Origin of the sequence: Leclercia sp. TB492 (assembly GCF_049974505.2) — a bacterium.
GTDB lineage: Bacteria > Pseudomonadota > Gammaproteobacteria > Enterobacterales > Enterobacteriaceae > Enterobacter > Enterobacter adecarboxylatus_C.
Map to the genome: position 1 here is coordinate 4,449,523 of NZ_CM127572.1, position 24,111 is coordinate 4,473,633.

The window sequence follows — 24,111 nt, forward strand, 5'->3', positions numbered from 1 at the left end:
AAATAATGGAACGTCGTTTTAATACAGTTGACCACTCTCGGGCTGCAGCGCACACTAGCGCTAATTTAACTGTTCAGGTTCACGACTATGTCTAAGAAAATTGCCGTGATCGGCGAATGTATGATCGAACTGTCCCAGAAAGGCGCGGAAGTGAACCGTGGCTTTGGTGGCGATACCTTAAACACCTCGGTGTATATTGCCCGTCAGGTTGATGCTGATGCGCTGGCGGTCAACTATGTGACTGCCCTGGGCATGGATAATTTCAGCCAGCAGATGCTGGACGCCTGGCAGAGTGAAAACGTTGATATCTCTCTGACCCAGCGGATGGAAAACCGCCTGCCGGGTCTCTATTACATTGAGACCGACAGCACCGGCGAGCGCACCTTCTACTACTGGCGTAACGAAGCCGCCGCCAAATTCTGGCTGGAGAGCGACAGCGCCGATCGCATCTGCGAAACGCTGGCCCACTTTGACTATCTCTACCTGAGCGGCATCAGCCTGGCGATCCTCAGCCCAAACAGCCGTGAAAAACTCTTCTCCCTGCTGCGCGAATGCCGCGCCAACGGCGGAAAGGTGATTTTCGACAATAACTACCGTCCACGCCTGTGGGCCAGCCGCGAAGAGACGCAGCAGGTTTATACCCGCATGCTTGAATGCACCGATATCGCCTTCTTAACCCTCGATGACGAAGATGCCCTGTGGGGCGAAAAGCCGGTTGATGAGGTGATCGCCCGTACTCAGGCTGCTGGTGTATCTGAAGTCGTGATTAAGCGCGGGGCAGACTCCTGCCTGGTGGCGGTTGCCGGGGAAGCGGTTGTTGACGTGCCTGCGGTGAAGCTGGCGAAAGAGAAAGTGATTGATACCACCGCGGCGGGTGACTCCTTCAGCGCCGGTTATCTTGCGGTGCGTCTGACGGGCGGAACCCCGGAAGCGGCAGCGCAGCGCGGCCACCTGACCGCCAGCACGGTGATTCAGTATCGCGGCGCGATCATCCCGCGTGAGGCGATGCCTGCATAACTGCGGTCTGGTGCCCTCGTCCCAACCCTCTCCTTTAGTCTGAGGGAGCAAACATTAAAAAAGGCAACTTACGTTGCCTTTTTGCTTTTATTTCGCGGGTGCCATAATCCCATCCCACGTCGCCTGCAGATCCTTCATGTTGTATTCCGGCTCGCCTTTCGGCTGCATCAGAATCAGCGACATATCCTGTGAAAGCTGCTGACGCAGATCCTGGCTCAGCATCTCTGCGGTCAGGCTGTTAAGGAAGTCCTGACGCAGTTTCTGATACTGCTCCGGCGCGATATCCACCACCTGGTTTTGCAGCGAGCGAATACGCTGGCTGATCAGAATATCGGTATCGGTCCGGGCATAGGTGGCGAACAGTTTTTGCAGCTCGAGGTTTTTCTGCGCCACCAGCGCGTTGAACTCCTCTTCGCTCAGGCCGTTCTCACGCACCTTCGCCAGCTCTTTGGCGACCACCGCCATATTGGCGTTCAGCTTGTCGCCCGGCGACTCCACGTTAATGGCGCACTGGGCGCGCTGGAACAGCACCCGGCAATCAAAGCCCAGACCAATGTCTTTGGCGTTGTTCTTGCTCAGGGTTTGCTGAACGTGCCAGAACAGCGCCTCACGGGCTAAATCGGCGCGCCAGTAACGCAGCAGCGCGGCAGATTCGCGAATCGGCTGCCACGGGCTGTCCCACATAATAGAGAGTCGCTCCTGACGCACGGCATCGGTCATGATGCTGACCGGCTCTGCACGCAGCGGCGACAGGGTGGGTACCGGCGCAGGGGTACTGCGTTTGCCCTTCAGCTCGCCAAAGGTTTTGCTGATCTGCTCGATCACCGAGCGGCTATCAATGTTGCCGACCACAATCAGGGTCATGGCGTCCGGGGTGTACCAGGTCTGGTAGAACGATTTGACCTGCTCGATATCAACCGGTTGTTTCAGCGGCTCCGCCGGATCGTGGCCCAGCAGCGCAGAGCCTTTCAGGCGATAGCGCCACCAGCCCTCTTTGGTATCCGCGGGCCAGGTCGCCACCATATCGCTGTTGCTCAGGGCATAATTCACGGTATCAGGCGTAATCGAGACGCTACCGGCGGTATCGGACAGCCAGGTCAACGCCTCTTTGAGCAGATCGTTACGGTTGTTTGGCAGGCTGAGGTTAAACATGGTGTAGTCATAGGAGACAACGGCAGGCGGCAAAGGACGCTTAGGGTCAATACCCTGTTGCCACAGTGAACGAACCTGTACGGCCTGCAGGCTGCCGCTTTGGGTCAGCGCCAGACGGGGAAGAAAATGGCTGAAACCGCTCTGTTGCGTACTCTCGGTCAGGGAGCCGGTATTGACGGAAAGGCGGATTTCAATGCGGTCGCTGGGGCGTTGTGGTGTGGCTAAAACCTGCCACTGAAAACCGTTCGCCAGCGTACCCTGTTGCCAGGCCGGGTCCGGCTGGAGCGCGTCAGCCTGCACGTAACTGGCTGCTGCCATCATGAGCAAACCGCCGGTTAAGAGTCGAATTTTTGTGCCCTGCATGTGAACCCCTGATCAACATTCCTGGTTATAAAGAGTGCCACACGCCCTGTCGCACTCTAAAGATGATGTTCAAAACACTCCGATTAGACCGCGCGTGAAGCGAAACGTCACGGCAAGAAGTGAAATATACCCGAAATAAATCTTGTCCGATTATGACAAGTATTCAGGGCCATTATGCGCAGGAGCCCGCACCCCGACAAGGGAATGCGGGCCAGAGAGAAGATTTTAGGAGGACAAACCCTGTGTTTTGCCGTCTGGCGCACGATTATTCAGCGTATCGTCGAGTTTTTTGTGGTCCAGCTCTTTCACCCACTTCGCCACCACGATGGTCGCCACGCCGTTACCCACCAGGTTGGTCAGCGCGCGGGCTTCAGACATAAAGCGATCGATACCGAGGATCAGCGCCAGCCCGGCCACCGGCAGGTGCCCTACCGCAGAGATGGTGGCTGCCAGCACGATAAAGCCGCTGCCCGTCACCCCTGCTGCGCCTTTCGAGGAGAGCAGAAGCACCACCAGCAGCGTGATCTGATGGAAGATATCCATATGGCTGTTGGTGGCCTGAGCGATAAACACCGCCGCCATCGTCAGGTAGATCGAGGTGCCATCAAGGTTAAAGGAGTAACCGGTCGGGATAACCAGCCCCACCACCGATTTACGACAGCCCAGCTTCTCCATCTTGTCGAGCATGCGCGGCAAAGCCGATTCGGACGAGGAAGTACCCAGCACGATCAGCAGCTCTTCACGAATATAGCGGATGAACTTAAAGATGTTGAAGCCTGTGGCACGCGCAATACTGCCCAGCACCACCACCACAAACAGGATACAGGTAATATAGAAGCAGATGATCAGCTGGCCGAGCTGCACCAGGGTGCCAACGCCATATTTGCCGATGGTAAAGGCCATCGCCCCGAAGGCCCCGATCGGTGCCAGGCGCATAATCATGTTGATAATGCCGAAGATGACCTGCGAGAAGCTTTCAATCACGTTGAAAATCAGCTGGCCTTTGCTGCCGAGGCGATGCAGAGCGAAGCCAAACATCACGGCGAACAACAGCACCTGCAGGATGTTGCCGCTGGCGAAGGCGCCAATCACGCTGCCGGGGATCACATCCAGCAGGAAGGCGACCACGCCCTGATCCTTCGCCTGCTCGGCGTAGACCGCCACCGCTTTCGCATCCAGCGTCGAGGGGTCAACGTTCATACCCGCGCCTGGCTGAACCACGTTCACAATGATCAGGCCGATGATCAGCGCGAGGGTGCTGACCACTTCAAAATAGAGAAGCGCAACCGCACCCGTGCGGCCCACGGCTTTCATGCTTTCCATGCCTGCGATGCCGGTCACGACGGTACAAAATATAACCGGAGCGATCACCATCTTAATCAGCTTAACGAAGGCATCGCCAAGCGGTTTCATTTGGGCGCCTAATTCAGGGTAGTAATGGCCAAGCAGAATACCGATGGCGATGGCGGTTAAGACCTGAAAATAAAGACTTCTGAAGAGAGAGGTTTTCATAAGATGTCCTTGGGAAGAAAAACCGCAGGCAGTGTAGGGTTACTGCTCACCTGCGGCCTTAAAATAGCACCCAATAATCAGGACAAATAGAAGCTCAGGCTGAATTTGAAACACAAATGTTAAGAAACTTGAGCTGGCTCGCACAAGCCAGCAACATTTCATTCAACTGTGTGATTGTCATTCTGGTGAAGGTAACGGCTTTCAAAAACATCGCCTGGAACGGCTTTAGCAAACAAAAATCCCTGTCCGCACTCCACCCCGGCATCAGCCAGCCAGCGTCGCTGAGCGTCGGTCTCGACACCCTCGGCGATAATCTCCAGCTTCAGGCTGTGCGCCATCTGGATAATCGCCTCCACCATGCTGCTGTCGTCAGGCAGCTCCTCGACAAAGGCCTTATCGATTTTCAGCACGTCTACCGGCAGGGTTTTCATATGCTGGAGTTGACGCAGCCCGGCGTACCCCATGCCAAAATCGTCCAGCGCAATGCGCACGCCGGCATTACGTAGCGGGCGGAGTATCGCCACGGCTTCGTTAGGATCGTCGATCCGACGGCTCTCGGTCACTTCCAGTATCAGGGTATCAGGCTGGATGCGGTAGCGACCGATCATCTCCAGCAGCTCCGGGACCATGTTCGGGTGCATCAGCTGTAATGCCGACAGGTTAACCGACAATGGCATCATTATTCCCCGCGACTGCCAGGCTGACAGCAAACGGCAGGACTCCTCCAGCACCCAGTGACCTACGGTCACAATCAGACCGCAGTTCTCAATGCGGTCGATCAGCCCTTCCGGGAGCTCCCAGCTGCCATCGGCCTGGCGCATCCGCAGCAGCGCTTCAGCACTCCTTACCTTGCCGGTATGCAGATCCACCTGTGGCTGTAGCCAGATAGCGAAGTGGTTGTGATCCAGCGCGGTCAGAATATCGTTCTCTTCTGAGAGCCGCTGCTGCGCCTTCTCCATCTGCTCCGGTTCGAAGAACTGGATCTGGTTCTTTCCTTTCTGCCGGGCAGTAAATGCGGCAGAGAATGCCCGGCGGTAGAGCTGCTCGCCGGTCAGGTTGCCGTTAAACATGGCGATGCCGATACTGGCGCTCGGGCGCAGCTGGATCCCCTGTACCGGCAACCGTTCATTTATAACAGTGAGTACTTGCTGACCCAGCGTAATGGCGTGCCACGGTTCTTTGACGCCATTGGCGATAATCACAAAGTCATAGGCGCTTACCTGGGTCAGCACCATCCGTGGTGCCAGTACGGATTTGAGCTTTTCGACCAGCGTCAGCAACACCATTTCCCGCTGGCTCTCCTTCAGCACACCAGCGGTGTCCTGCAGGGTTTCACAGGCCACCACCATCAGTGCGGTAGTCTGCTGGCGTTTCACCGCCTGCTCCAGCAACGCCATCAGAAATGCCTTGTTGGGCAGATCCGACACTGCGAAGCGGGTGGCGTTGTGGTTGAGCTCTTCATGCTGGCGCATCATGCGCTGCTGATTCAGATTGTAGCTGCGTACCAGCATGCCAATTTCGTCGTCATGATGCAGACGAGGGACGGGTAGCTGATGCCCGATCTGCTGCTGCGGCGAAAGGGTATCCAGCTCGCGGGCAATCCGGCGCAGCGGGTGGACGATCAGCCGGTTGATGCACCAGGTCAGCGCCACGGTGAGCATCAGCGTCAACAATAAGTAAGTGGTTACCAACGTTGAGACCCAACTGATCACGAATTTGTACATTCGCCATGAGTCCGATTGCAGCACCAGATACGCCAGCGGCTGCGGGTTCGCCGGACGCTGCAGGGAATAGACCGGCAGCGAGATTTGTACCGGCAACTCAAACAGGCGCTTCACCATCACCGGTACCGGACGCTCCGGAATAAAGTTCATGCGCAGCGCCTGAAACTGATTGGGCAGCACCACATCGGCCTGGCTGACGACGCCTGCCGGCCTGATGCTCTTAATAATGGATTCCGCCTGGGGAATGTCGCCCTTAAGAATGGCCGCAGAAAGGGGCTCACGGATTGAGCGGGCAATACTTTCGAGTTGCGAAGCCGTGTTGTAGCGATTCTGCTGAATGGCATGAAACAGCAAAATGACGCAAAAGACAAAAACAAACACCATAGTGACGGCAGTCACCATCGCCATTTGTTTGATAGTTAAAGAGCGGCTGACACGCAAAATGAATCTCCAGAAACGCGAAACGCAGGTTAATCAACTGTTACCCCGCTGCTTTCAGAGTATACCTTATCGTGATGTATTTAAGAGAGTGTAACCAACCGTTTAGGGATTATTCTGGTTCCCGCTCCGCACAGGGTGTGGAGCGGTTGTTCAGGCCGGCTACAGCCCCGTATAACGGGGGCTGTAGCCTGGTGCCTTATTCGGCGCTGCGCAGTGAAATCTCACCACCTACCCAGGGTTTTATAACTCCATCCTGCTCCAGCAACAGTGCGCCCTGCTCGTTAATACCCCGCGAGGTGCCGTAGATCTCTTTATCGCCGATAATGAGCTTCACCGGACGGTGAACAAAATTATCCAGCTTCTCCCAGCGAGGCAGGAACGGCGTTAACCCTTCCTGTTCGAAGATTTTCAGCGAGTGACGCAGCTCATTGATGACCTGCACCGCCAGGACGTTACGATCGATAGCGATCCCCGCTTCCTGCAGGTTGATCCAGCCCTGATTGATATCGTCTGCCTGCACGTTACGCATCACCAGATTGATCCCGGCACCCATCACGATCTGCGCCGCGTCGCCGGTTTTACCCGTCAGTTCGACCAGAATGCCGGCCAGTTTGCGATCCTTAAGATAGAGATCGTTTGGCCACTTCACCCGCACGTCATCAGCACCAAGGGATTGCAGGACCTCTGCCAGCACAATACCAATCACCAGGCTAAGACCGATGGCGGCAGCGGGCCCCTGCTCCAGACGCCAGTACATAGACAGGTAGAGGTTGGCGCCAAAAGGCGAAAACCATTTACGTCCCCGGCGGCCGCGACCTGCCTGCTGGTACTCAGCCACACAGCTGTCGCCTGACTTCAGTTCGTTGAGCCTGTTGAGCAGATACTGGTTGGTGGAATCAATCACCGGCAGAACGGCGACGCTGTTATCGACAATCTGACTGTGGATAAAGGCTTCGTTCAACAGCTGAACCGGCTCCGGCAGGCTGTAGCCTTTGCCCGGCACGGTAAAGACATCCACGCCCCAGTCGCGCAGGGTCTGAATATGCTTGTTAATAGCGGCACGGCTCATTCCCAGCTGTTCACCGAGCTGTTCACCGGAATGAAAATCGCCGTCGGCCAGAATGGCGATCAGCTTCAGGGGGACAGTATGGTCTTTCATGCAATGGTCTCCACCGCGTTCACTTCACCGTGATGCCCGATAAAGCGCACTTCCGGCTCCAGCCAGACATTGAACTTCTCACCCACGCGCTGACGCACCTGATGGGCCAGCTGCACGACGTCATCGCTGGTCGCATTATTTTCGTTGATAAGCACCAGCGCCTGCTGGCGATGTACCGCCGCGCCGCCAAAGGTGGTGCCTTTGAGCTGACACTGATCGATCAACCAGCCAGCAGCCAGCTTAACGCTGCCATCTGCCTGCGGATAGTGCGGCGCATTCGGCCACTGGGCAAGCAATGTTTGCGCATTTTCGGCGCCGATCACCGGGTTTTTAAAGAAACTCCCGGCATTACCATTCACTCTCGGATCGGGCAATTTGCTCATGCGCATCTGGCAAACTGCCGTAAAAATCTCTTTCGCGGTCACAGTAGCGGGATCCAGACGGGTTAAATCACCGTAGGAGAGAACCGGCTTCCAGTTTTTTGTCAGGCGCAGACCGACCGCGACGATGACATATTTGTCCTGATATTCATGTTTGAAAATGCTGTCGCGGTAGCCGAAACGGCATTCATCAGCTTGTAAACGACGTGCTTCACCGGTAGCCAGCTCGATACAGTCTACATATTCACAGACGTTTTTGAGTTCAATACCGTACGCACCAATGTTCTGAATAGGGGATGAACCGGCACAGCCTGGGATCAGAGCAAGGTTTTCCAGCCCCGGCATGTTGTGTTCAAGGGTAAATTGCACCAGATCGTGCCAGTTTTCTCCGGCACCCACGTGCAGACGCCAGCATTCTTGCGTCTCCTCAACCGCGATCCCACGGATGCGGTTAACGATCACCGTGCCGGAAAAGTCTTCCAGAAAGAGAACGTTACTGCCCTCGCCCAGAATAAGAACGGGTTGGTGGTGTTGCGTGGCATGATTCCATGCGGCCAGCAGCTGCTGCGCATCGTCGGCTCGCACGATCTGTCGGGCATTTCGGTCGATACCGAAGGTATTCCAGGGCTTAAGGGAGTGATTCATAGAGGCTATCCAGATGCAAAAACCGGGATAGTTTACCCCATCGGGGGATCTTTGTCGGCTGGAATTGCCGGGCCAGGGGGTGTTGTAGGCCGGGTAAGGCGCAGCCGCCGCCCGGCGGGTTTCCCGGCGCAACGCAAAAAGCCCATCCGGGAGGATGGGCTTTCGCATGATTTGATGCCTGGCAGTTCCCTACTCTCGCATGGGGAGACCCCACACTACCATCGGCGCTACGGCGTTTCACTTCTGAGTTCGGCATGGGGTCAGGTGGGACCACCGCGCTACAGCCGCCAGGCAAATTCTGTTGTCACCCCGCCCGCAGGCGCAGTGACTAATCTGTATCAGAGCTGAAAATCTCTCAAATCCGCCGAAACAGCTTCGGCGTTGTAAGGTTAAGCCTCACGGTTCATTAGTATCGGTTAGCTCAACGCATCGCTGCGCTTACACACCCGACCTATCAACGTCGTCGTCTTCAACGTTCCTTCAGGACTCTCAAGGAGTCAGGGAGAACTCATCTCGGGGCAAGTTTCGTGCTTAGATGCTTTCAGCACTTATCTCTTCCGCATTTAGCTACCGGGCAGTGCCATTGGCATGACAACCCGAACACCAGTGATGCGTCCACTCCGGTCCTCTCGTACTAGGAGCAGCCCCCCTCAATTCTCCAGCGCCCACGGCAGATAGGGACCGAACTGTCTCACGACGTTCTAAACCCAGCTCGCGTACCACTTTAAACGGCGAACAGCCGTACCCTTGGGACCTACTTCAGCCCCAGGATGTGATGAGCCGACATCGAGGTGCCAAACACCGCCGTCGATATGAACTCTTGGGCGGTATCAGCCTGTTATCCCCGGAGTACCTTTTATCCGTTGAGCGATGGCCCTTCCATACAGAACCACCGGATCACTATGACCTGCTTTCGCACCTGCTCGAGCCGTCACTCTCGCAGTCAAGCTAGCTTATGCCATTGCACTAACCTCCTGATGTCCGACCAGGATTAGCTAACCTTCGTGCTCCTCCGTTACTCTTTAGGAGGAGACCGCCCCAGTCAAACTACCCACCAGACACTGTCCGCAACCCGGGTAACGGGTCTACGTTAGAACACCAGCCATTAAAGGGTGGTATTTCAAGGATGGCTCCACGCAGACTGGCGTCCACGCTTCAAAGCCTCCCACCTATCCTACACATCAAGGACCAGTGTTCAGTGTCAAGCTATAGTAAAGGTTCACGGGGTCTTTCCGTCTTGCCGCGGGTACACTGCATCTTCACAGCGATTTCAATTTCACTGAGTCTCGGGTGGAGACAGCCTGGCCATCATTACGCCATTCGTGCAGGTCGGAACTTACCCGACAAGGAATTTCGCTACCTTAGGACCGTTATAGTTACGGCCGCCGTTTACCGGGGCTTCGATCAAGAGCTTCGCGTTGCCGCTAACCCCATCAATTAACCTTCCGGCACCGGGCAGGCGTCACACCGTATACGTCCACTTTCGTGTTTGCACAGTGCTGTGTTTTTAATAAACAGTTGCAGCCAGCTGGTATCTTCGACTGATTTCAGCTCCACCCGCAGGGGCTTCACCTACACATCAGCGTGCCTTCTCCCGAAGTTACGGCACCATTTTGCCTAGTTCCTTCACCCGAGTTCTCTCAAGCGCCTTGGTATTCTCTACCTGACCACCTGTGTCGGTTTGGGGTACGATTTGATGTTACCTGATGCTTAGAGGCTTTTCCTGGAAGCAGGGCATTTGTTGCTTCAGCACCGTAGTGCCTCGTCATCACACCTCAGCGTTAACAAGGCTCCGGATTTACCTGGAACCTCCGCCTACATGCTTAAACCGGGACAACCGTCGCCCGGCCAACATAGCCTTCTCCGTCCCCCCTTCGCAGTAACACCGAGTACAGGAATATTAACCTGTTTCCCATCGACTACGCCTTTCGGCCTCGCCTTAGGGGTCGACTCACCCTGCCCCGATTAACGTTGGACAGGAACCCTTGGTCTTCCGGCGAGCGGGTTTTTCACCCGCTTTATCGTTACTTATGTCAGCATTCGCACTTCTGATACCTCCAGCATGCCTCACAGCACACCTTCGACGGCTTACAGAACGCTCCCCTACCCAACAACGCATAAGCGTCGCTGCCGCAGCTTCGGTGCATGGTTTAGCCCCGTTACATCTTCCGCGCAGGCCGACTCGACCAGTGAGCTATTACGCTTTCTTTAAATGATGGCTGCTTCTAAGCCAACATCCTGGCTGTCTGTGCCTTCCCACATCGTTTCCCACTTAACCATGACTTTGGGACCTTAGCTGGCGGTCTGGGTTGTTTCCCTCTTCACGACGGACGTTAGCACCCGCCGTGTGTCTCCCGTGATAACATTCTCCGGTATTCGCAGTTTGCATCGGGTTGGTAAGCCGGGATGGCCCCCTAGCCGAAACAGTGCTCTACCCCCGGAGATGAGTTCACGAGGCGCTACCTAAATAGCTTTCGGGGAGAACCAGCTATCTCCCGGTTTGATTGGCCTTTCACCCCCAGCCACAGGTCATCCGCTAATTTTTCAACATTAGTCGGTTCGGTCCTCCAGTTAGTGTTACCCAACCTTCAACCTGCCCATGGCTAGATCACCGGGTTTCGGGTCTATACCCTGCAACTTAACGCCCAGTTAAGACTCGGTTTCCCTTCGGCTCCCCTATACGGTTAACCTTGCTACAGAATATAAGTCGCTGACCCATTATACAAAAGGTACGCAGTCACACCCCAAAGGGTGCTCCCACTGCTTGTACGTACACGGTTTCAGGTTCTTTTTCACTCCCCTCGCCGGGGTTCTTTTCGCCTTTCCCTCACGGTACTGGTTCACTATCGGTCAGTCAGGAGTATTTAGCCTTGGAGGATGGTCCCCCCATATTCAGACAGGATACCACGTGTCCCGCCCTACTCTTCGAGTTCACAGCAAGTGTATCTTCGTGTACGGGAGTATCACCCTGTACCCTGCGACTTTCCAGACGCTTCCACTGACACACATGCTGATTCAGACTCCGGGCTGCTCCCCGTTCGCTCGCCGCTACTGGGGGAATCTCGGTTGATTTCTTTTCCTCAGGGTACTTAGATGTTTCAGTTCCCCTGGTTCGCTTCGTTAAGCTATGTATTCACCTAACGATAGTGTGTCGAAACACACTGGGTTTCCCCATTCGGAAATCGTCGGTTATAACGGTTCATATCACCTTACCGACGCTTATCGCAGATTAGCACGTCCTTCATCGCCTCTGACTGCCTAGGCATCCACCGTGTACGCTTGGTCGCTTAACCTCACAACCCGAAGATGTTTCACTTCTGATTGCGAAAATTTGAGAGACTCTGACACACCGCTTATCTGCTCTTATTACGGAGAACAGACAGGGCATGTCGTTTCAATTTTCAGCTTGATCCAGATTTTTAAAGAGCAAAACTTCGCAGCGCACCTTCTCAGGTACACTCTGAAGTTTTCTTGTTGTCGCAGTAAAGGATGGTGGAGCTATGCGGGATCGAACCGCAGACCTCCTGCGTGCAAGGCAGGCGCTCTCCCAGCTGAGCTATAACCCCATCGCAAAATGCTAATCTCTGTACCGCTAATTCTTTCTGAGACAAGGCGTGGAATAACGAAGCATACTTAAGTATGTGAGTTATTCTGCAACGCAGTATCAGGAAGAATTTGGTAGGCCTGAGTGGACTTGAACCACCGACCTCACCCTTATCAGGGGTGCGCTCTAACCACCTGAGCTACAAGCCTGCAGAGATTTTTACTGCTGTTTTTTCATCAGACAATCTGTGTGAGCACTGCAAAGGCAGGTTCTTTAAGGTAAGGAGGTGATCCAACCGCAGGTTCCCCTACGGTTACCTTGTTACGACTTCACCCCAGTCATGAATCACAAAGTGGTAAGCGCCCTCCCGAAGGTTAAGCTACCTACTTCTTTTGCAACCCACTCCCATGGTGTGACGGGCGGTGTGTACAAGGCCCGGGAACGTATTCACCGTAGCATTCTGATCTACGATTACTAGCGATTCCGACTTCATGGAGTCGAGTTGCAGACTCCAATCCGGACTACGACGCACTTTATGAGGTCCGCTTGCTCTCGCGAGGTCGCTTCTCTTTGTATGCGCCATTGTAGCACGTGTGTAGCCCTACTCGTAAGGGCCATGATGACTTGACGTCATCCCCACCTTCCTCCAGTTTATCACTGGCAGTCTCCTTTGAGTTCCCGGCCTAACCGCTGGCAACAAAGGATAAGGGTTGCGCTCGTTGCGGGACTTAACCCAACATTTCACAACACGAGCTGACGACAGCCATGCAGCACCTGTCTCAGAGTTCCCGAAGGCACCAAAGCATCTCTGCTAAGTTCTCTGGATGTCAAGAGTAGGTAAGGTTCTTCGCGTTGCATCGAATTAAACCACATGCTCCACCGCTTGTGCGGGCCCCCGTCAATTCATTTGAGTTTTAACCTTGCGGCCGTACTCCCCAGGCGGTCGACTTAACGCGTTAGCTCCGGAAGCCACTCCTCAAGGGAACAACCTCCAAGTCGACATCGTTTACGGCGTGGACTACCAGGGTATCTAATCCTGTTTGCTCCCCACGCTTTCGCACCTGAGCGTCAGTCTTTGTCCAGGGGGCCGCCTTCGCCACCGGTATTCCTCCAGATCTCTACGCATTTCACCGCTACACCTGGAATTCTACCCCCCTCTACAAGACTCTAGCCTGCCAGTTTCGAATGCAGTTCCCAGGTTGAGCCCGGGGATTTCACATCCGACTTGACAGACCGCCTGCGTGCGCTTTACGCCCAGTAATTCCGATTAACGCTTGCACCCTCCGTATTACCGCGGCTGCTGGCACGGAGTTAGCCGGTGCTTCTTCTGCGAGTAACGTCAATCGATGAGGTTATTAACCTCACCGCCTTCCTCCTCGCTGAAAGTACTTTACAACCCGAAGGCCTTCTTCATACACGCGGCATGGCTGCATCAGGCTTGCGCCCATTGTGCAATATTCCCCACTGCTGCCTCCCGTAGGAGTCTGGACCGTGTCTCAGTTCCAGTGTGGCTGGTCATCCTCTCAGACCAGCTAGGGATCGTCGCCTAGGTGAGCCGTTACCCCACCTACTAGCTAATCCCATCTGGGCACATCTGATGGCAAGAGGCCCGAAGGTCCCCCTCTTTGGTCTTGCGACGTTATGCGGTATTAGCTACCGTTTCCAGTAGTTATCCCCCTCCATCAGGCAGTTTCCCAGACATTACTCACCCGTCCGCCGCTCGTCACCCGGGAGCAAGCTCCCTGTGTTACCGCTCGACTTGCATGTGTTAGGCCTGCCGCCAGCGTTCAATCTGAGCCATGATCAAACTCTTCAATTTAAGTTTGATGCTCGTGAATTAAACTTCGTAATGAATTACGTATGTTCACTCAGAGACTTTGGTATTCATTTATTGTCCGGAGACATTAAGAATCCATGTCACTTTGAGTGCCCACACAGATTGTCTGATAAATTGTTAAAGAGCAGTGCAACGCGGCTTTCGCTCACCGTTGCGAGGTGGCGTATATTACGCTTTCCTCTTTCAGAGTCAAGCGATAATTTCACGCTTTTCTCTGCTGACCCGGCGGCTTGTTTGCCGTTGTTCCGTGTCAGTGGAGGCGCATTATAGGGAGTTCTTCGGCGGTGACAAGCATAAATCTCAAAAAGTTTTCCGTTCGCTTACTTTTCAATCTTTACGTTTATTAAAGCCGCGGATTGCCGGTTAATTGTGCGATTTCCCGGGCAAAACTGGAGACCTGGGACCAGTCGGTGTAGACCACTTCTTTGCGTGTATCCGTTTCGCCGCCGGTCATCTTCATAATAAGACGGATCATAAAGCGATCGTACCAGCGATAGCGTGGGTAACGCAGGGCACCGGCAAAGACGGCACAGGCCGTTGGCTTCCAGGGCGAGTTCAGCAAAAACTTACGCGTGTAGCTGTTGGTCTGCGGGGTACGCTTTTCCGCTTTACGCGCCACCAGGTTAACGGAGAAGAAAGCGCCGGGCAGGCTGTTCAGCGTTGCCGTATGCTTTTTCACAAAGCGATCCACCGCCGGATGGAAATGGCCGTAGCGGATGGAGGCGCCGATCACCACCCGGTCATACTCCTGCCACGCAATCTCTTCGGTGCGGTTCAGGTTAATGACGTCGGCATAGATGCCCTGCTCTTTTAACTCAGAAGCCAGAAAAGCGGCAATCTCGCGCGTTTGCCCGTCGCGTGTTGAAAATAGAATGAGTGTTTTCACAAATGGCTCCCTTTATTCGCGCCAGAATGTTGGCGTAAAGAGGACCAACAGCGTAAAGACCTCAAGACGCCCGAACAGCATGTTGGCAATCAGGATCCACTTCGCGGTCGGATTCATGCTGGCAAAGTTATCTGCGACCACGCCAAGGCCCGGTCCCAGGTTATTTAATGTAGCCACAACGGAGGCAAACGCCGAGAAGTCATCCACGCCCGTCGCGATAATCGCCAGCATGCTGACGATAAAGACCAGCGCGTAGGCGGAGAAGAAACCCCACACCGCTTCGAGAATACGTTCTGGCAGCGCACGGTTACCCAGCTTGATGCTGTAAACCGCATTCGGGTGCACCAGACGCTTAAGCTCGCGGTTGCCCTGCTTAAACAGCAGCAGGATGCGGATCACTTTTAACCCGCCCCCCGTCGACCCGGCGCAGCCGCCGATAAAGGCCGAACAGAGCAGCAGAACCGGCAGGAAGAGCGGCCAGCGCGCAATGCTGTCGGTGGTAAAGCCTGCGGTCGTCGCCATCGACACCACCTGGAAGAAGGCCTGGTTCAGCGTGGTGACCGCCGAGGCGTAGACATCGTGTAGCCACAGCACCAGGGTGCAGATCACTACCAGCGTCAGCTGCACGCCGATAAACATGCGGAATTCCGGATCGCGCCAGTAGACCTTCAGGTTACGGCCACTGAGTAGAGAGAAGTGCAGACCATAGTTACAGCCGGAGATCAGCAGGAAGATTGCAATAATAGTGTTGATGGTCGGGCTGTCAAAATAGCCGATGCTGGCATCATGGGTGGAGAACCCGCCAATCGCGATGGTGGCAAAGCTATGGCCGATGGCGTCAAAGGCCGGCATGCCGGCGAACCACAGCGCCAGCGCGCAGGCGACGGTCAGCAGCACATAGATGAGCCACAAGGTTTTCGCTGTCTCAGCAATACGCGGGCGCATCTTGTTATCTTTCAGCGGCCCCGGCATCTCGGCCCGGTAGAGCTGCATCCCCCCGACGCCCAGTATCGGCAGGATCGCCACGGCCAATACGATGATCCCCATCCCGCCGAACCACTGCAACATCTGACGGTAGAAGAGGATGGCATGAGGCAGTGAGTCCAGCCCTACCAGCGTGGTAGCCCCGGTGGTGGTCAGCCCGGAGAAGGATTCAAAGAACGCATCGGTGATGGTCAGGTTGGGCTGTTCAGAGAAGATAAAGGGCAATGCCCCTACGCTGCCCAGCACGGTCCAGAACAGCACCACGATAAGGAAGCCTTCGCGGGATTTCAGCTCCCCTTTCTCACGGCGGTTAGGCCACCACAGCAGGGAGCCAATCATCAGCGCGACGAAAAAGGTCTGCGTAAAGGCACGGCCCGCACCATCCCGATAAATAAGCGCCACCAGTCCGGGGAGGATCATCGTCCCGGAAAAGAGTATGACCAGCAATCCAACGATTCGGGTTATGGCACGAAAATGCATCTCTGCCGCTTCCTTAGGTATTCAATAAGTAAGGTGGGGATTATTCTTCAATCGGCCGTAATTGCAACGAACCACGACTAAAATCAGCCAGTTTTGCTGAGAATACCGGAAGCGACGCCTGGGGTAGCGCCACACGCAATTGCACCGTCGCCTGGTAATCACTGTGCACAATCAGGCCCTGATACTGCTTCAGCAACGCTTCGATGCCGGATAACTGGGCGTAATCACACAATAAAGTATATTCGGTAAGTGGCGTTTTGCGGATCGTTGTCAGATGATTCAGCGCCTGCTGAACCCCGCCGCCATAGGCCTTGACCAGCCCGCCTGTGCCTAATAATACGCCGCCGTAGTAACGCACCACGACGGCGGTGATTTCGCCCACGCCGCTGCCCATTAACTGAGAGAGCATTGGTTTGCCCGCCGTGCCCGCCGGTTCACCATCATCCGAGAACCCCAGCTTCTGTGAATCGTCGGGCGGCCCCGCTACCCACGCCACGCAGTGGTGGCGGGCGTCAGGATGTTCTGCCCGTACTGACTCAACAAAGGCTTTTGCCGCCTCCACGCCGTCGGTATGCGCCAGCAACGTGATGAAACGGCTTTTTTTGATCTCTTCCGTAAAGGTGACCGGCGCTGCCGGTATGAGCCAGCTTTCCATTACGCCAGCTTCAGGTCCCGCGTCATGTTTTCAGTACCGTTTTCGTGGATCACCACGTTATCTTCGATACGGATGCCACCAAACGGCTTCAGCGCCTCAATTTTCTGCCAGTTGAAGTGCTTGCTGAACTGCCCTTCGCGCCACGGCGCCAGCAGAGACTCAATGAAGTAGATGCCCGGCTCGATGGTCAGCACCATGCGCGGTTGCAGGATGCGGGTGCAGCGCAGGTAAGGATATTTGGACGGCGCTGCCAGATGGGTGCCGGTGTCATCCTGCATAAAGCCAGCGGTGTCGTGCACCTGCAGACCCAGCGGGTGGCCGATACCGTGCGGCATAAACGGCCCGGTCAGGTCGTTTTCCACCATCGCCTCTTCACTCATATCGCTGACGATCTGGTGCTTACGCAGCAGCTTCGCAATGCGCTGATGGAACTGGATGTGGTAATCCACATAGCTCACTCCGGCCTTCATGGTAGCGATCAGGGCCAGTTGCTCTTCATTGACGTCTTTGATCAGCTGAGCGAACTCGGTATCGCTGTTCCCGGCCCAGGTGCGGGTCAGGTCCGCGGCATAGCCGTTATATTCCGCACCGGCATCCAGCAGGAAGCTGCGCATTTCGGACGGCGCGCGGTGATCGAGTTTAGTGTAGTGCAGCACCGCCGCGTGCTCATTCAGCGCCACAATGTTGCTGTACGGCACGTCGGTGTCACGATGGCCGGTGGCCGTCAGGTAAGCCAGGTTAATGTCGAACTCGCTCATGCCGGACAGGAAGGCTTCGTGTGCTGCACGGTGGCCGTTGACCGCGGTTTTTTGCGCTTCACGCATGCACGCCAGCTCATAGTCGGTCTTATAGGAGCGGTAGTAGTGCAGATAGTCGATCACGCCTTTCGGGTTGATGTTATCTGCGGCGATTTCCAGACCGCGCGCACGTTCCGGTACCGGGCCAATATAGGCGATGTTGCCGCGGGCAGCAGGTAACTGGTTGCCAATGCCGTCGGCTTTAGGCAGGGCAATCACCTCGATCTCTTCCGTCCAGAAGGAGGTCGGCAGCGGTTCAACGTTGTGCCAGTAATCCACCGGTAGATAGAACCACAGTTTCGGCTTGTTCACGCCGTCCACCAGCAACCAGCAATTGGGAACCTGGGTTACCGGCACCCAGGCTTTAAATTGCGGATTCACCTTGAAGGGATAAGCGTGATCGTCGAGAAAGACATTGAACAGCTCGCCGGAGTGGATGAGTAGGGCATCCAGCTTAAAGCGAGCCAGTACGTCGCGGGTACGTTCCTGTAACGTAACAATGTGATTTTTATACAGCGCGGCCAGTGAGTCCATCATTTTTCCTTTTGTTTTGACCTCAAGTCACCGCATCTTAGCACACCTCAGAAAGGCTGCGTGATCTCCGCCGATCGTGATCAGACCTACAATTATTTAATGAGTAATTTGCATTTCATTAACACAAATCCCACACTCCGAATCATCTGGTATGACCAGATCCAATTGCTGGATTCAGGAGACCGACATGCTCTACAAAGGCGACACCCTGTACGTAGACTGGCTGGAAGGTGGCATTGCCGAACTGGTGTTCGACGCCCCCGGCTCAGTGAATAAACTGGACACCGCAACCGTGGCCAGCCTTGGCCATGCGCTGGACGTGCTTGAAAAAGAGTCCGACTTAAAAGGTCTGCTGCTGCGTTCCGAAAAAGCGGCATTTATCGTCGGCGCAGACATCACCGAATTTCTCTCCCTGTTCCTGGTCCCCCAGGAGCAGCTGAGCCAGTGGCTGCATTTTGCCAACAGCGTCTTTAACCGCCTGGAAGATCTGCCGGTCCCGACGATTGCTGCGGTCAACGGCTATGCGCTCGGCGGCGGCTGCGAATGCGTGCTGGCGACCGATTACCGTCTGGCTACGCCGGATCTACGCATCGGCCTGCCGGAAACCAAACTGGGCATTATGCCGGGCTTTGGCGGCTCGGTCCGTCTGCCGCGCCTGCTGGGTGCCGACAGCGCTCTCGAGATCATCGCTGCCGGTAAAGACGTCGGTGCCGACCAGGCGTTAAAACTCGGTCTGGTGGATGGCGTGGTTAAGCCTGAAAAACTGCATGAAGGAGCGCTGGCCATTCTGCGTCAGGCGATCAACGGCGACCTTGACTGGAAAGCGAAACGCCAGCCGAAGCTGGAGCCGCTGCACTTAAGTAAAATTGAAGCCACCATGAGTTTCACCATCGCCAAAGGCATGGTGATGCAGACGGCGGGTAAACACTATCCGGCGCCTATCACCGCGGTGAAAACCATTGAAGCCGCCGCACGTCTGGGCCGTGACGAAGCACTGAAATTAGAAAACCAAAGTTTCGTCCCACTGGCTCACACCAACGAAGCCCGCGCGCTGGTCGGTATTTTCCTCAATGACCAGTATGTGAAGGGTAAAGCGAAGCAGCTCACCAAAAACATCGAGACGCCAAAACAGGCGGCGGTGTTGGGCGCAGGCATTATGGGCGGCGGCATTGCCTACCAGTCGGCCTGGAAAGGCGTGCCGGTGGTGATGAAAGACATCAACGAGAAGTCGCTGACCCTGGGCATGACCGAAGCGGCCAAGCTGCTGAATAAACAGCTCGAACGCGGCAAAATCGACGGCCTGAAGCTCTCCGGGGTGATCTCCACTATTCATCCGACGCTGGAATACAGCGGCTTCGATCGCGTGGATGTGGTCGTCGAAGCGGTGGTCGAAAACCCGAAAGTGAAAAAAGCGGTACTGGCAGAAACCGAAGATAAAGTACGCCCGGACACCGTGCTGGCCTCCAACACCTCCACCATTCCAATCAGCGAACTGGCCAGCGTTCTCAAGCGCCCGGAAAACTTCTGCGGCATGCACTTCTTTAACCCGGTGCACCGTATGCCGCTGGTTGAAGTGATCCGCGGTGAAAAAACCTCTGACGAAACCCTCGCTAAAGTCGTGGCCTGGGCCAGCAAGATGGGCAAAACTCCGATTGTGGTGAACGACTGCCCGGGCTTCTTCGTCAACCGCGTGCTGTTCCCCTACTTTGCCGGTTTCAGCCAGCTGCTGCGCGACGGAGCGGATTTCCGCAAGATCGACAAAGTAATGGAAAAACAGTTTGGCTGGCCGATGGGCCCGGCGTATCTGCTGGATGTGGTCGGCATTGATACCGCGCATCACGCTCAGGCGGTGATGGCGGCAGGTTTCCCGCAGCGCATGCAGAAAGATTACCGCGATGCCATCGACGCCCTGTTTGAATCGAACCGCTACGGTCAGAAAAACGGCCTCGGCTTCTGGCGTTATAAAGAAGACAGCAAAGGCAAGCCGAAGAAAGAGGAAGACGCAGCCGTGGATAGCCTGCTGGCCGACGTCAGTCACGCGAAGCGCGATTTCAGCGACGAAGAGATTATCGCCCGCATGATGATCCCGATGGTCAACGAAGTGGTGCGCTGTCTCGAAGAGGGTATTATCGCCAGCCCGGCGGAAGCAGACATGGCGCTGGTGTACGGCCTGGGCTTCCCTCCGTTCCACGGCGGCGCGTTCCGCTGGCTGGATACGCTGGGCAGCGCCCGCTACCTGGATATGACGCAGCAGTATGAACATCTCGGCGCGCTTTATCAGGCACCGGAAGGTCTGCGTACCAAAGCGCGTAATAACGAAGCGTACTATCCCCCGGTTGAGCCCGCCCGTCCGGTTGGCGCACTGAAAACGGCTTAAGGAGTCACAATGGAACAGGTTGTCATTGTCGATGCAATTCGCACCCCGATGGGCCGTTCGAAGGGCGGCGCATTTCGTAACGTGCGCGCGGAAGATCTCTCCGCACATTTAATGCGTAGCCTGCTGGCGCGCAACCCGGCTCTGGAAGCCACCGCGCTGGACGATATCTACTGGGGCTGCGTGCAGCAGACCCTGGAGCAGGGCTTTAACATCGCCCGTAACGCGGCGCTGCTGGCGGAAATCCCGCATTCGGTACCGGCTGTCACCGTCAACCGCCTGTGCGGTTCATCGATGCAGGCCCTGCACGATGCGGCGCGTATGATCATGACCGGCGATGCGCAGGTGTGCATGATCGGCGGCGTGGAGCACATGGGCCACGTGCCGATGAACCACGGGGTCGATTTCCATCCCGGCATGAGCCGCACCGTAGCGAAAGCCGCAGGAATGATGGGGCTGACGGCAGAAATGCTCTCCCGCCTGCACGGTATCAGCCGTGAAATGCAGGACAGCTTTGCCGCCCGCTCCCACGCCCGTGCCTGGGCCGCGACGCAGTCCGGCGCATTCAAGAATGAAATTCTGCCCACCGGCGGTCACGACGCTGACGGCGTGCTGAAGCAGTTCTATTTCGATGAAGTGATCCGCCCGGAAACTACCGTTGAGGCCCTCTCGACGCTGAAACCGGCCTTTGATCCGGTCACCGGTACCGTGACGGCGGGCAGCTCTTCTGCCCTGTCCGATGGTGCGGCGGCGATGCTGGTAATGAGCGAAAGCCGCGCCCGCGAGCTGGGCCTGACGCCGCGCGCGCGCATCCGCTCGATGGCGGTGGTGGGTTGCGATCCGTCAATCATGGGTTACGGCCCGGTGCCAGCCTCAAAGCTGGCGCTGAAAAAAGCCGGGCTTTCCGCCAGCGATATCGACCTCTTTGAGATGAACGAAGCTTTCGCCGCACAGATCCTGCCGTGTATTAAGGATCTGGGCCTGATGGATCAGATCGACGAGAAGATTAACCTCAACGGCGGTGCCATTGCGCTGGGTCACCCGCTGGGTTGTTCCGGGGCGCGTATCAGCACCACGCTGATTAACCTGATGGAACGCAAGGACGCCCAGTTTGGTCTGGCAACCATGTGTATCGGCCTGGGTCAGGGGATCGCGACGGTATTTGAAAGGGTGTAATCGAAGAATATTCCCCTAAATCATTCGCGTTGCATCGCGGCGGCAACTGCGCGAATCCCCGGGAGCATAGTTAACTATGTGACCGGGGTGAGCAAAGGCAGCCAACAAAGAGGCAGCGTGAATGATGACGGGGAAAGGTTTAGTTGCCGTTTTCCCGCCTGTCAGGGGCGGGTTTTTTTCGTCTCAAATAAAGGCAAACGCGTCGCCAAACAGACGATCTTCACGGGCGTTACGTTCGTTGCAGAACAGATCCCGGGCAATTTTCGCCATCTCAAAACGACCGGCAATATAAATATCGTGATTCACCAGCGTGCCATGATCCTGCAGCACCGCCGTTAACACGGTGCCGCTGCGACCGCGCCAACCCTCTTCCGGCTGTTCAACTACTGGCTCAACGCGCAGGTTCGGATGGGTCACGCTCAGCGCTTCCAGCTCAGACAGATCGTAGAGATGCTTCGCCTCGCGGCCACCCCAGTAGATGGTAATATCACGGTCCGGGTTACGCGCCAGCGCCGTCAGCAGGATGGAGCGCGCGTAGGAGAAACCGGTGCCGCCCGCAATCAGGATCAGCGGACGCTCTTCGTCATCACGCAGCCAGGCTTCGCCGTGAGGAATATCAATCTCGATCTCATTCTCTTTCAGAATGCGATCCATGACTGCCATCGCATACAGGTTGAGCTCAGACGCCCCAATGTGCAGCTCGATAAACTCTTGCTCGTCCGGCGTCGAGGCCATTGAGAAAGGGCGCTTATCCCGCTCATCCATCACCACCATCAGATACTGGCCAGCGCGGAAGGAGAACGCCGATTCAGGTACTAAACGGACGCGATATACGGTGTCGGTGATAGCGTCTACCGAAGTCACTTTACAGCTTAAGGTTGTCATTCGCTCTCTCTGTCGGGAAGTCTATAGGGCATAACGGCGCATTCAGGCGTCTTTACCGTTATTCATTATGGCCAGTTCATCCCAGATCGCGTCAATTCGCGCAGTCACCTCAGGATCCTTTTTGATCGGACGACCCCATTCACGTTGGGTTTCGCCGGGCCATTTATTGGTGGCATCCAGTCCCATTTTTGAGCCAAGACCGGAAACCGGCGAGGCAAAATCCAGGTAATCTATCGGCGTGTTTTCCACTAACACGGTATCGCGTGCCGGATCCATACGGGTGGTAATGGCCCAGATCACGTCATTCCAGTCACGGGCGTTGACGTCATCATCGCAAACGATCACAAACTTGGTATACATAAACTGGCGCAGGAAAGACCATACGCCCATCATCACCCGTTTAGCGTGACCCGCATACTGCTTCTTAATGGTTACCACCGCCAGGCGATAGGAGCACCCTTCCGGCGGCAGATAGAAATCAACGATTTCCGGGAACTGCTTTTGCAGGATCGGCACAAACACTTCGTTCAGCGCCACGCCCAGCACCGCGGGTTCATCCGGCGGACGTCCGGTGTAGGTGGAGTGGTAAATGGCATCTTCACGCTGGGTAATGTGCGTCACGGTAAACACCGGGAAGCTGTCGATTTCGTTGTAATAGCCGGTGTGGTCGCCATACGGCCCTTCCGGTGCCATCTCACCCGCCTCAATGTAGCCTTCGAGCACGATTTCAGCGCTGGCAGGTACTTCCAGATCGTTCGAAACGCACTTCACCACTTCGGTTTTGGTGCCGCGCAGCAGCCCGGCAAAGGCGTATTCCGACAGGGTGTCCGGCACCGGCGTGACGGCACCGAGAATGGTGGCCGGATCGGCACCCAGCGCCACGGCGACCGGGAAGCGTTCGCCCGGATGGGCCTCGCACCACTCCTGAAAATCAAGCGCACCGCCGCGATGCGACAGCCAGCGCATAATCAATTTATTTTTACCGATCAGCTGCTGACGATAGATCCCAAGATTCTGCCGCTCTTTATGCGGCCCGCGCGTCACGGTCAGACCCCAGGTAATCAGCGGGGCGGCGTCTTCGGGCCAGCACTGCATGATCGGGATACGCGTCAGATCGACCGCATCGCCTTCCACGATTTTCTGCTGGCAGGGCGCGCCGCGCAGCCGTTTGGTCGGCATATTCAGGACTTGCTTAAACTGCGGCAGCTTATCGAAGAGATCGCGAAACCCTTTTGGCGGCTCAGGCTCTTTTAAAAAGGCCAGCAGCTTACCCACTTCACGCAACGCGCTGACATCCTCCTGCCCCATCCCCATCGCCACACGTTTTGGTGTGCCAAACAGGTTACAGAGCACCGGCATGGTGTAGCCTTTCGGATTTTCAAACAGGAGCGCTGGCCCACCCGCGCGGAGCGTGCGGTCGGCAATCTCTGTCATTTCCAGGTAAGGATCGACAGGAAGGGTGATGCGTTTGAGTTCGCCCTGCTTTTCCAGCAGTTCCAGGAAGTCGCGTAGATCGTTGTATTTCATGCAGTTAGTCAAGCTCTCTCTGTAAGCGTTTCATTATAC

The 24,111-nt window shown here is 55.8% G+C and carries 13 protein-coding genes, 2 tRNA genes, 3 rRNA genes and 1 pseudogene; 3 read left to right on the forward strand and 16 right to left on the reverse strand.

Going from position 1 to position 24,111, the window contains the following annotated elements; genetic code table 11:
- Positions 1-87 precede the first annotated feature (87 nt).
- Positions 88-1,017: a sugar kinase gene (locus ACP4QI_RS21160; RefSeq protein WP_426495888.1), complete on the forward strand. Its 930-nt coding sequence runs from the start codon at positions 88-90 to the stop codon at positions 1,015-1,017.
- Between the two features lie 96 nt (positions 1,018-1,113).
- On the opposite strand, the pseudogene ACP4QI_RS21165 reads toward ACP4QI_RS21160, so the two are convergent.
- From ACP4QI_RS21165 to pepQ, 14 genes and pseudogenes are all read right to left on the reverse strand, one after another.
- Positions 1,114-2,532: pseudogene (locus ACP4QI_RS21165) on the reverse strand (M16 family metallopeptidase); the annotation flags it as partial.
- Between the two features lie 225 nt (positions 2,533-2,757).
- Positions 2,758-4,044: a C4-dicarboxylate transporter DctC gene (gene dctA / locus ACP4QI_RS21170; RefSeq protein ID WP_142487480.1), complete on the reverse strand. Its 1,287-nt coding sequence runs from the start codon at positions 4,042-4,044 to the stop codon at positions 2,758-2,760.
- Positions 4,045-4,202: 158 nt separating this feature from the next.
- Positions 4,203-6,209 carry a biofilm formation regulator HmsP gene (gene hmsP / locus ACP4QI_RS21175; protein ID WP_231313465.1) on the reverse strand — a complete coding sequence of 669 codons (2,007 nt, stop codon included), beginning with the start codon at positions 6,207-6,209 and terminating at the stop codon, positions 4,203-4,205.
- Positions 6,210-6,405: 196 nt separating this feature from the next.
- Positions 6,406-7,368 carry a bifunctional biotin--[acetyl-CoA-carboxylase] ligase/biotin operon repressor BirA gene (gene birA / locus ACP4QI_RS21180; RefSeq protein ID WP_142487482.1) on the reverse strand — a complete coding sequence of 321 codons (963 nt, stop codon included), beginning with the start codon at positions 7,366-7,368 and terminating at the stop codon, positions 6,406-6,408.
- Complete coding sequence (gene murB / locus ACP4QI_RS21185; RefSeq protein WP_142487483.1) at positions 7,365-8,393, reverse strand: UDP-N-acetylmuramate dehydrogenase; 1,029 nt, start codon at positions 8,391-8,393, stop codon at positions 7,365-7,367. Before murB ends, birA begins: the two co-directional genes overlap by 4 nt.
- A gap of 176 nt (positions 8,394-8,569) precedes the next feature.
- Positions 8,570-8,685, reverse strand: a 5S ribosomal RNA gene (gene rrf / locus ACP4QI_RS21190).
- 93 nt (positions 8,686-8,778) lie between these two features.
- A 23S ribosomal RNA gene (locus ACP4QI_RS21195) occupies positions 8,779-11,686 on the reverse strand.
- Between the two features lie 197 nt (positions 11,687-11,883).
- Positions 11,884-11,959, reverse strand: a tRNA-Ala gene (locus ACP4QI_RS21200).
- Positions 11,960-12,069: 110 nt separating this feature from the next.
- A tRNA-Ile gene (locus ACP4QI_RS21205) sits at positions 12,070-12,146 on the reverse strand.
- A gap of 70 nt (positions 12,147-12,216) precedes the next feature.
- Positions 12,217-13,756 (reverse strand): 16S ribosomal RNA (locus ACP4QI_RS21210).
- Together the 16S, 23S and 5S rRNA genes with 2 tRNA genes alongside form the textbook arrangement of a ribosomal RNA operon.
- A gap of 361 nt (positions 13,757-14,117) precedes the next feature.
- Positions 14,118-14,660 (reverse strand): menaquinone-dependent protoporphyrinogen IX dehydrogenase, encoded by a 543-nt coding sequence (gene hemG / locus ACP4QI_RS21215; RefSeq protein ID WP_142487484.1) that lies wholly within the window; start codon positions 14,658-14,660, stop codon positions 14,118-14,120.
- 12 nt (positions 14,661-14,672) lie between these two features.
- On the reverse strand, positions 14,673-16,124 hold the full coding sequence (gene trkH, locus ACP4QI_RS21220; RefSeq protein WP_106995894.1) for a Trk system potassium transporter TrkH: 1,452 nt from the start codon (positions 16,122-16,124) through the stop codon (positions 14,673-14,675).
- A 40-nt stretch (positions 16,125-16,164) separates the two neighbouring features.
- The gene (locus ACP4QI_RS21225) at positions 16,165-16,779 is read right to left on the reverse strand and encodes an IMPACT family protein (protein WP_426495989.1); all 615 of its coding nucleotides are present in this window, start codon (positions 16,777-16,779) and stop codon (positions 16,165-16,167) included.
- Entirely contained in the window at positions 16,779-18,110 is a 1,332-nt protein-coding gene (gene pepQ / locus ACP4QI_RS21230) for a Xaa-Pro dipeptidase (protein ID WP_142490033.1), read from the reverse strand. The genes ACP4QI_RS21225 and pepQ overlap by 1 nt, the downstream gene beginning before the upstream one ends.
- 187 nt (positions 18,111-18,297) lie before the next feature.
- Here pepQ and fadB point away from each other — a divergent pair, with 187 nt between their 5' ends.
- Together fadB and fadA are read left to right on the forward strand one after the other, a co-directional pair.
- Positions 18,298-20,487 (forward strand): fatty acid oxidation complex subunit alpha FadB, encoded by a 2,190-nt coding sequence (gene fadB / locus ACP4QI_RS21235; RefSeq protein ID WP_426496008.1) that lies wholly within the window; start codon positions 18,298-18,300, stop codon positions 20,485-20,487.
- Between the two features lie 9 nt (positions 20,488-20,496).
- Positions 20,497-21,660, forward strand: a complete 1,164-nt coding sequence (gene fadA, locus ACP4QI_RS21240) for an acetyl-CoA C-acyltransferase FadA (RefSeq protein WP_231313462.1) — start codon at positions 20,497-20,499, stop codon at positions 21,658-21,660.
- Positions 21,661-21,843: 183 nt separating this feature from the next.
- On the opposite strand, the gene fre is transcribed toward fadA, so the two are convergent.
- The gene (gene fre / locus ACP4QI_RS21245) at positions 21,844-22,545 is read right to left on the reverse strand and encodes an NAD(P)H-flavin reductase (protein ID WP_142487488.1); all 702 of its coding nucleotides are present in this window, start codon (positions 22,543-22,545) and stop codon (positions 21,844-21,846) included.
- 42 nt (positions 22,546-22,587) lie between these two features.
- Positions 22,588-24,072 (reverse strand): 4-hydroxy-3-polyprenylbenzoate decarboxylase, encoded by a 1,485-nt coding sequence (ubiD, locus tag ACP4QI_RS21250; RefSeq protein WP_285129288.1) that lies wholly within the window; start codon positions 24,070-24,072, stop codon positions 22,588-22,590.
- Positions 24,073-24,111 lie beyond the last annotated feature (39 nt).

Bases quoted from the DNA above. Each gene is read 5' to 3' on its own strand.
- trkH (WP_106995894.1), bottom strand. From the start codon at position 16,124: ATGCATTTTCGTGCCATAACCCGAATCGTTGGATTGCTGGTCATACTC.
- murB (WP_142487483.1), bottom strand. From the start codon at position 8,393: ATGAATCACTCCCTTAAGCCCTGGAATACCTTCGGTATCGACCGAAAT.
- ACP4QI_RS21225 (WP_426495989.1), bottom strand. From the start codon at position 16,779: ATGGAAAGCTGGCTCATACCGGCAGCGCCGGTCACCTTTACGGAAGAG.
- fadB (WP_426496008.1), top strand. From the start codon at position 18,298: ATGCTCTACAAAGGCGACACCCTGTACGTAGACTGGCTGGAAGGTGGC.
- pepQ (WP_142490033.1), bottom strand. From the start codon at position 18,110: ATGGACTCACTGGCCGCGCTGTATAAAAATCACATTGTTACGTTACAG.
- ACP4QI_RS21160 (WP_426495888.1), top strand. From the start codon at position 88: ATGTCTAAGAAAATTGCCGTGATCGGCGAATGTATGATCGAACTGTCC.
- ubiD (WP_285129288.1), bottom strand. From the start codon at position 24,072: ATGAAATACAACGATCTACGCGACTTCCTGGAACTGCTGGAAAAGCAG.
- fre (WP_142487488.1), bottom strand. From the start codon at position 22,545: ATGACAACCTTAAGCTGTAAAGTGACTTCGGTAGACGCTATCACCGAC.
- birA (WP_142487482.1), bottom strand. From the start codon at position 7,368: ATGAAAGACCATACTGTCCCCCTGAAGCTGATCGCCATTCTGGCCGAC.
- dctA (WP_142487480.1), bottom strand. From the start codon at position 4,044: ATGAAAACCTCTCTCTTCAGAAGTCTTTATTTTCAGGTCTTAACCGCC.
- fadA (WP_231313462.1), top strand. From the start codon at position 20,497: ATGGAACAGGTTGTCATTGTCGATGCAATTCGCACCCCGATGGGCCGT.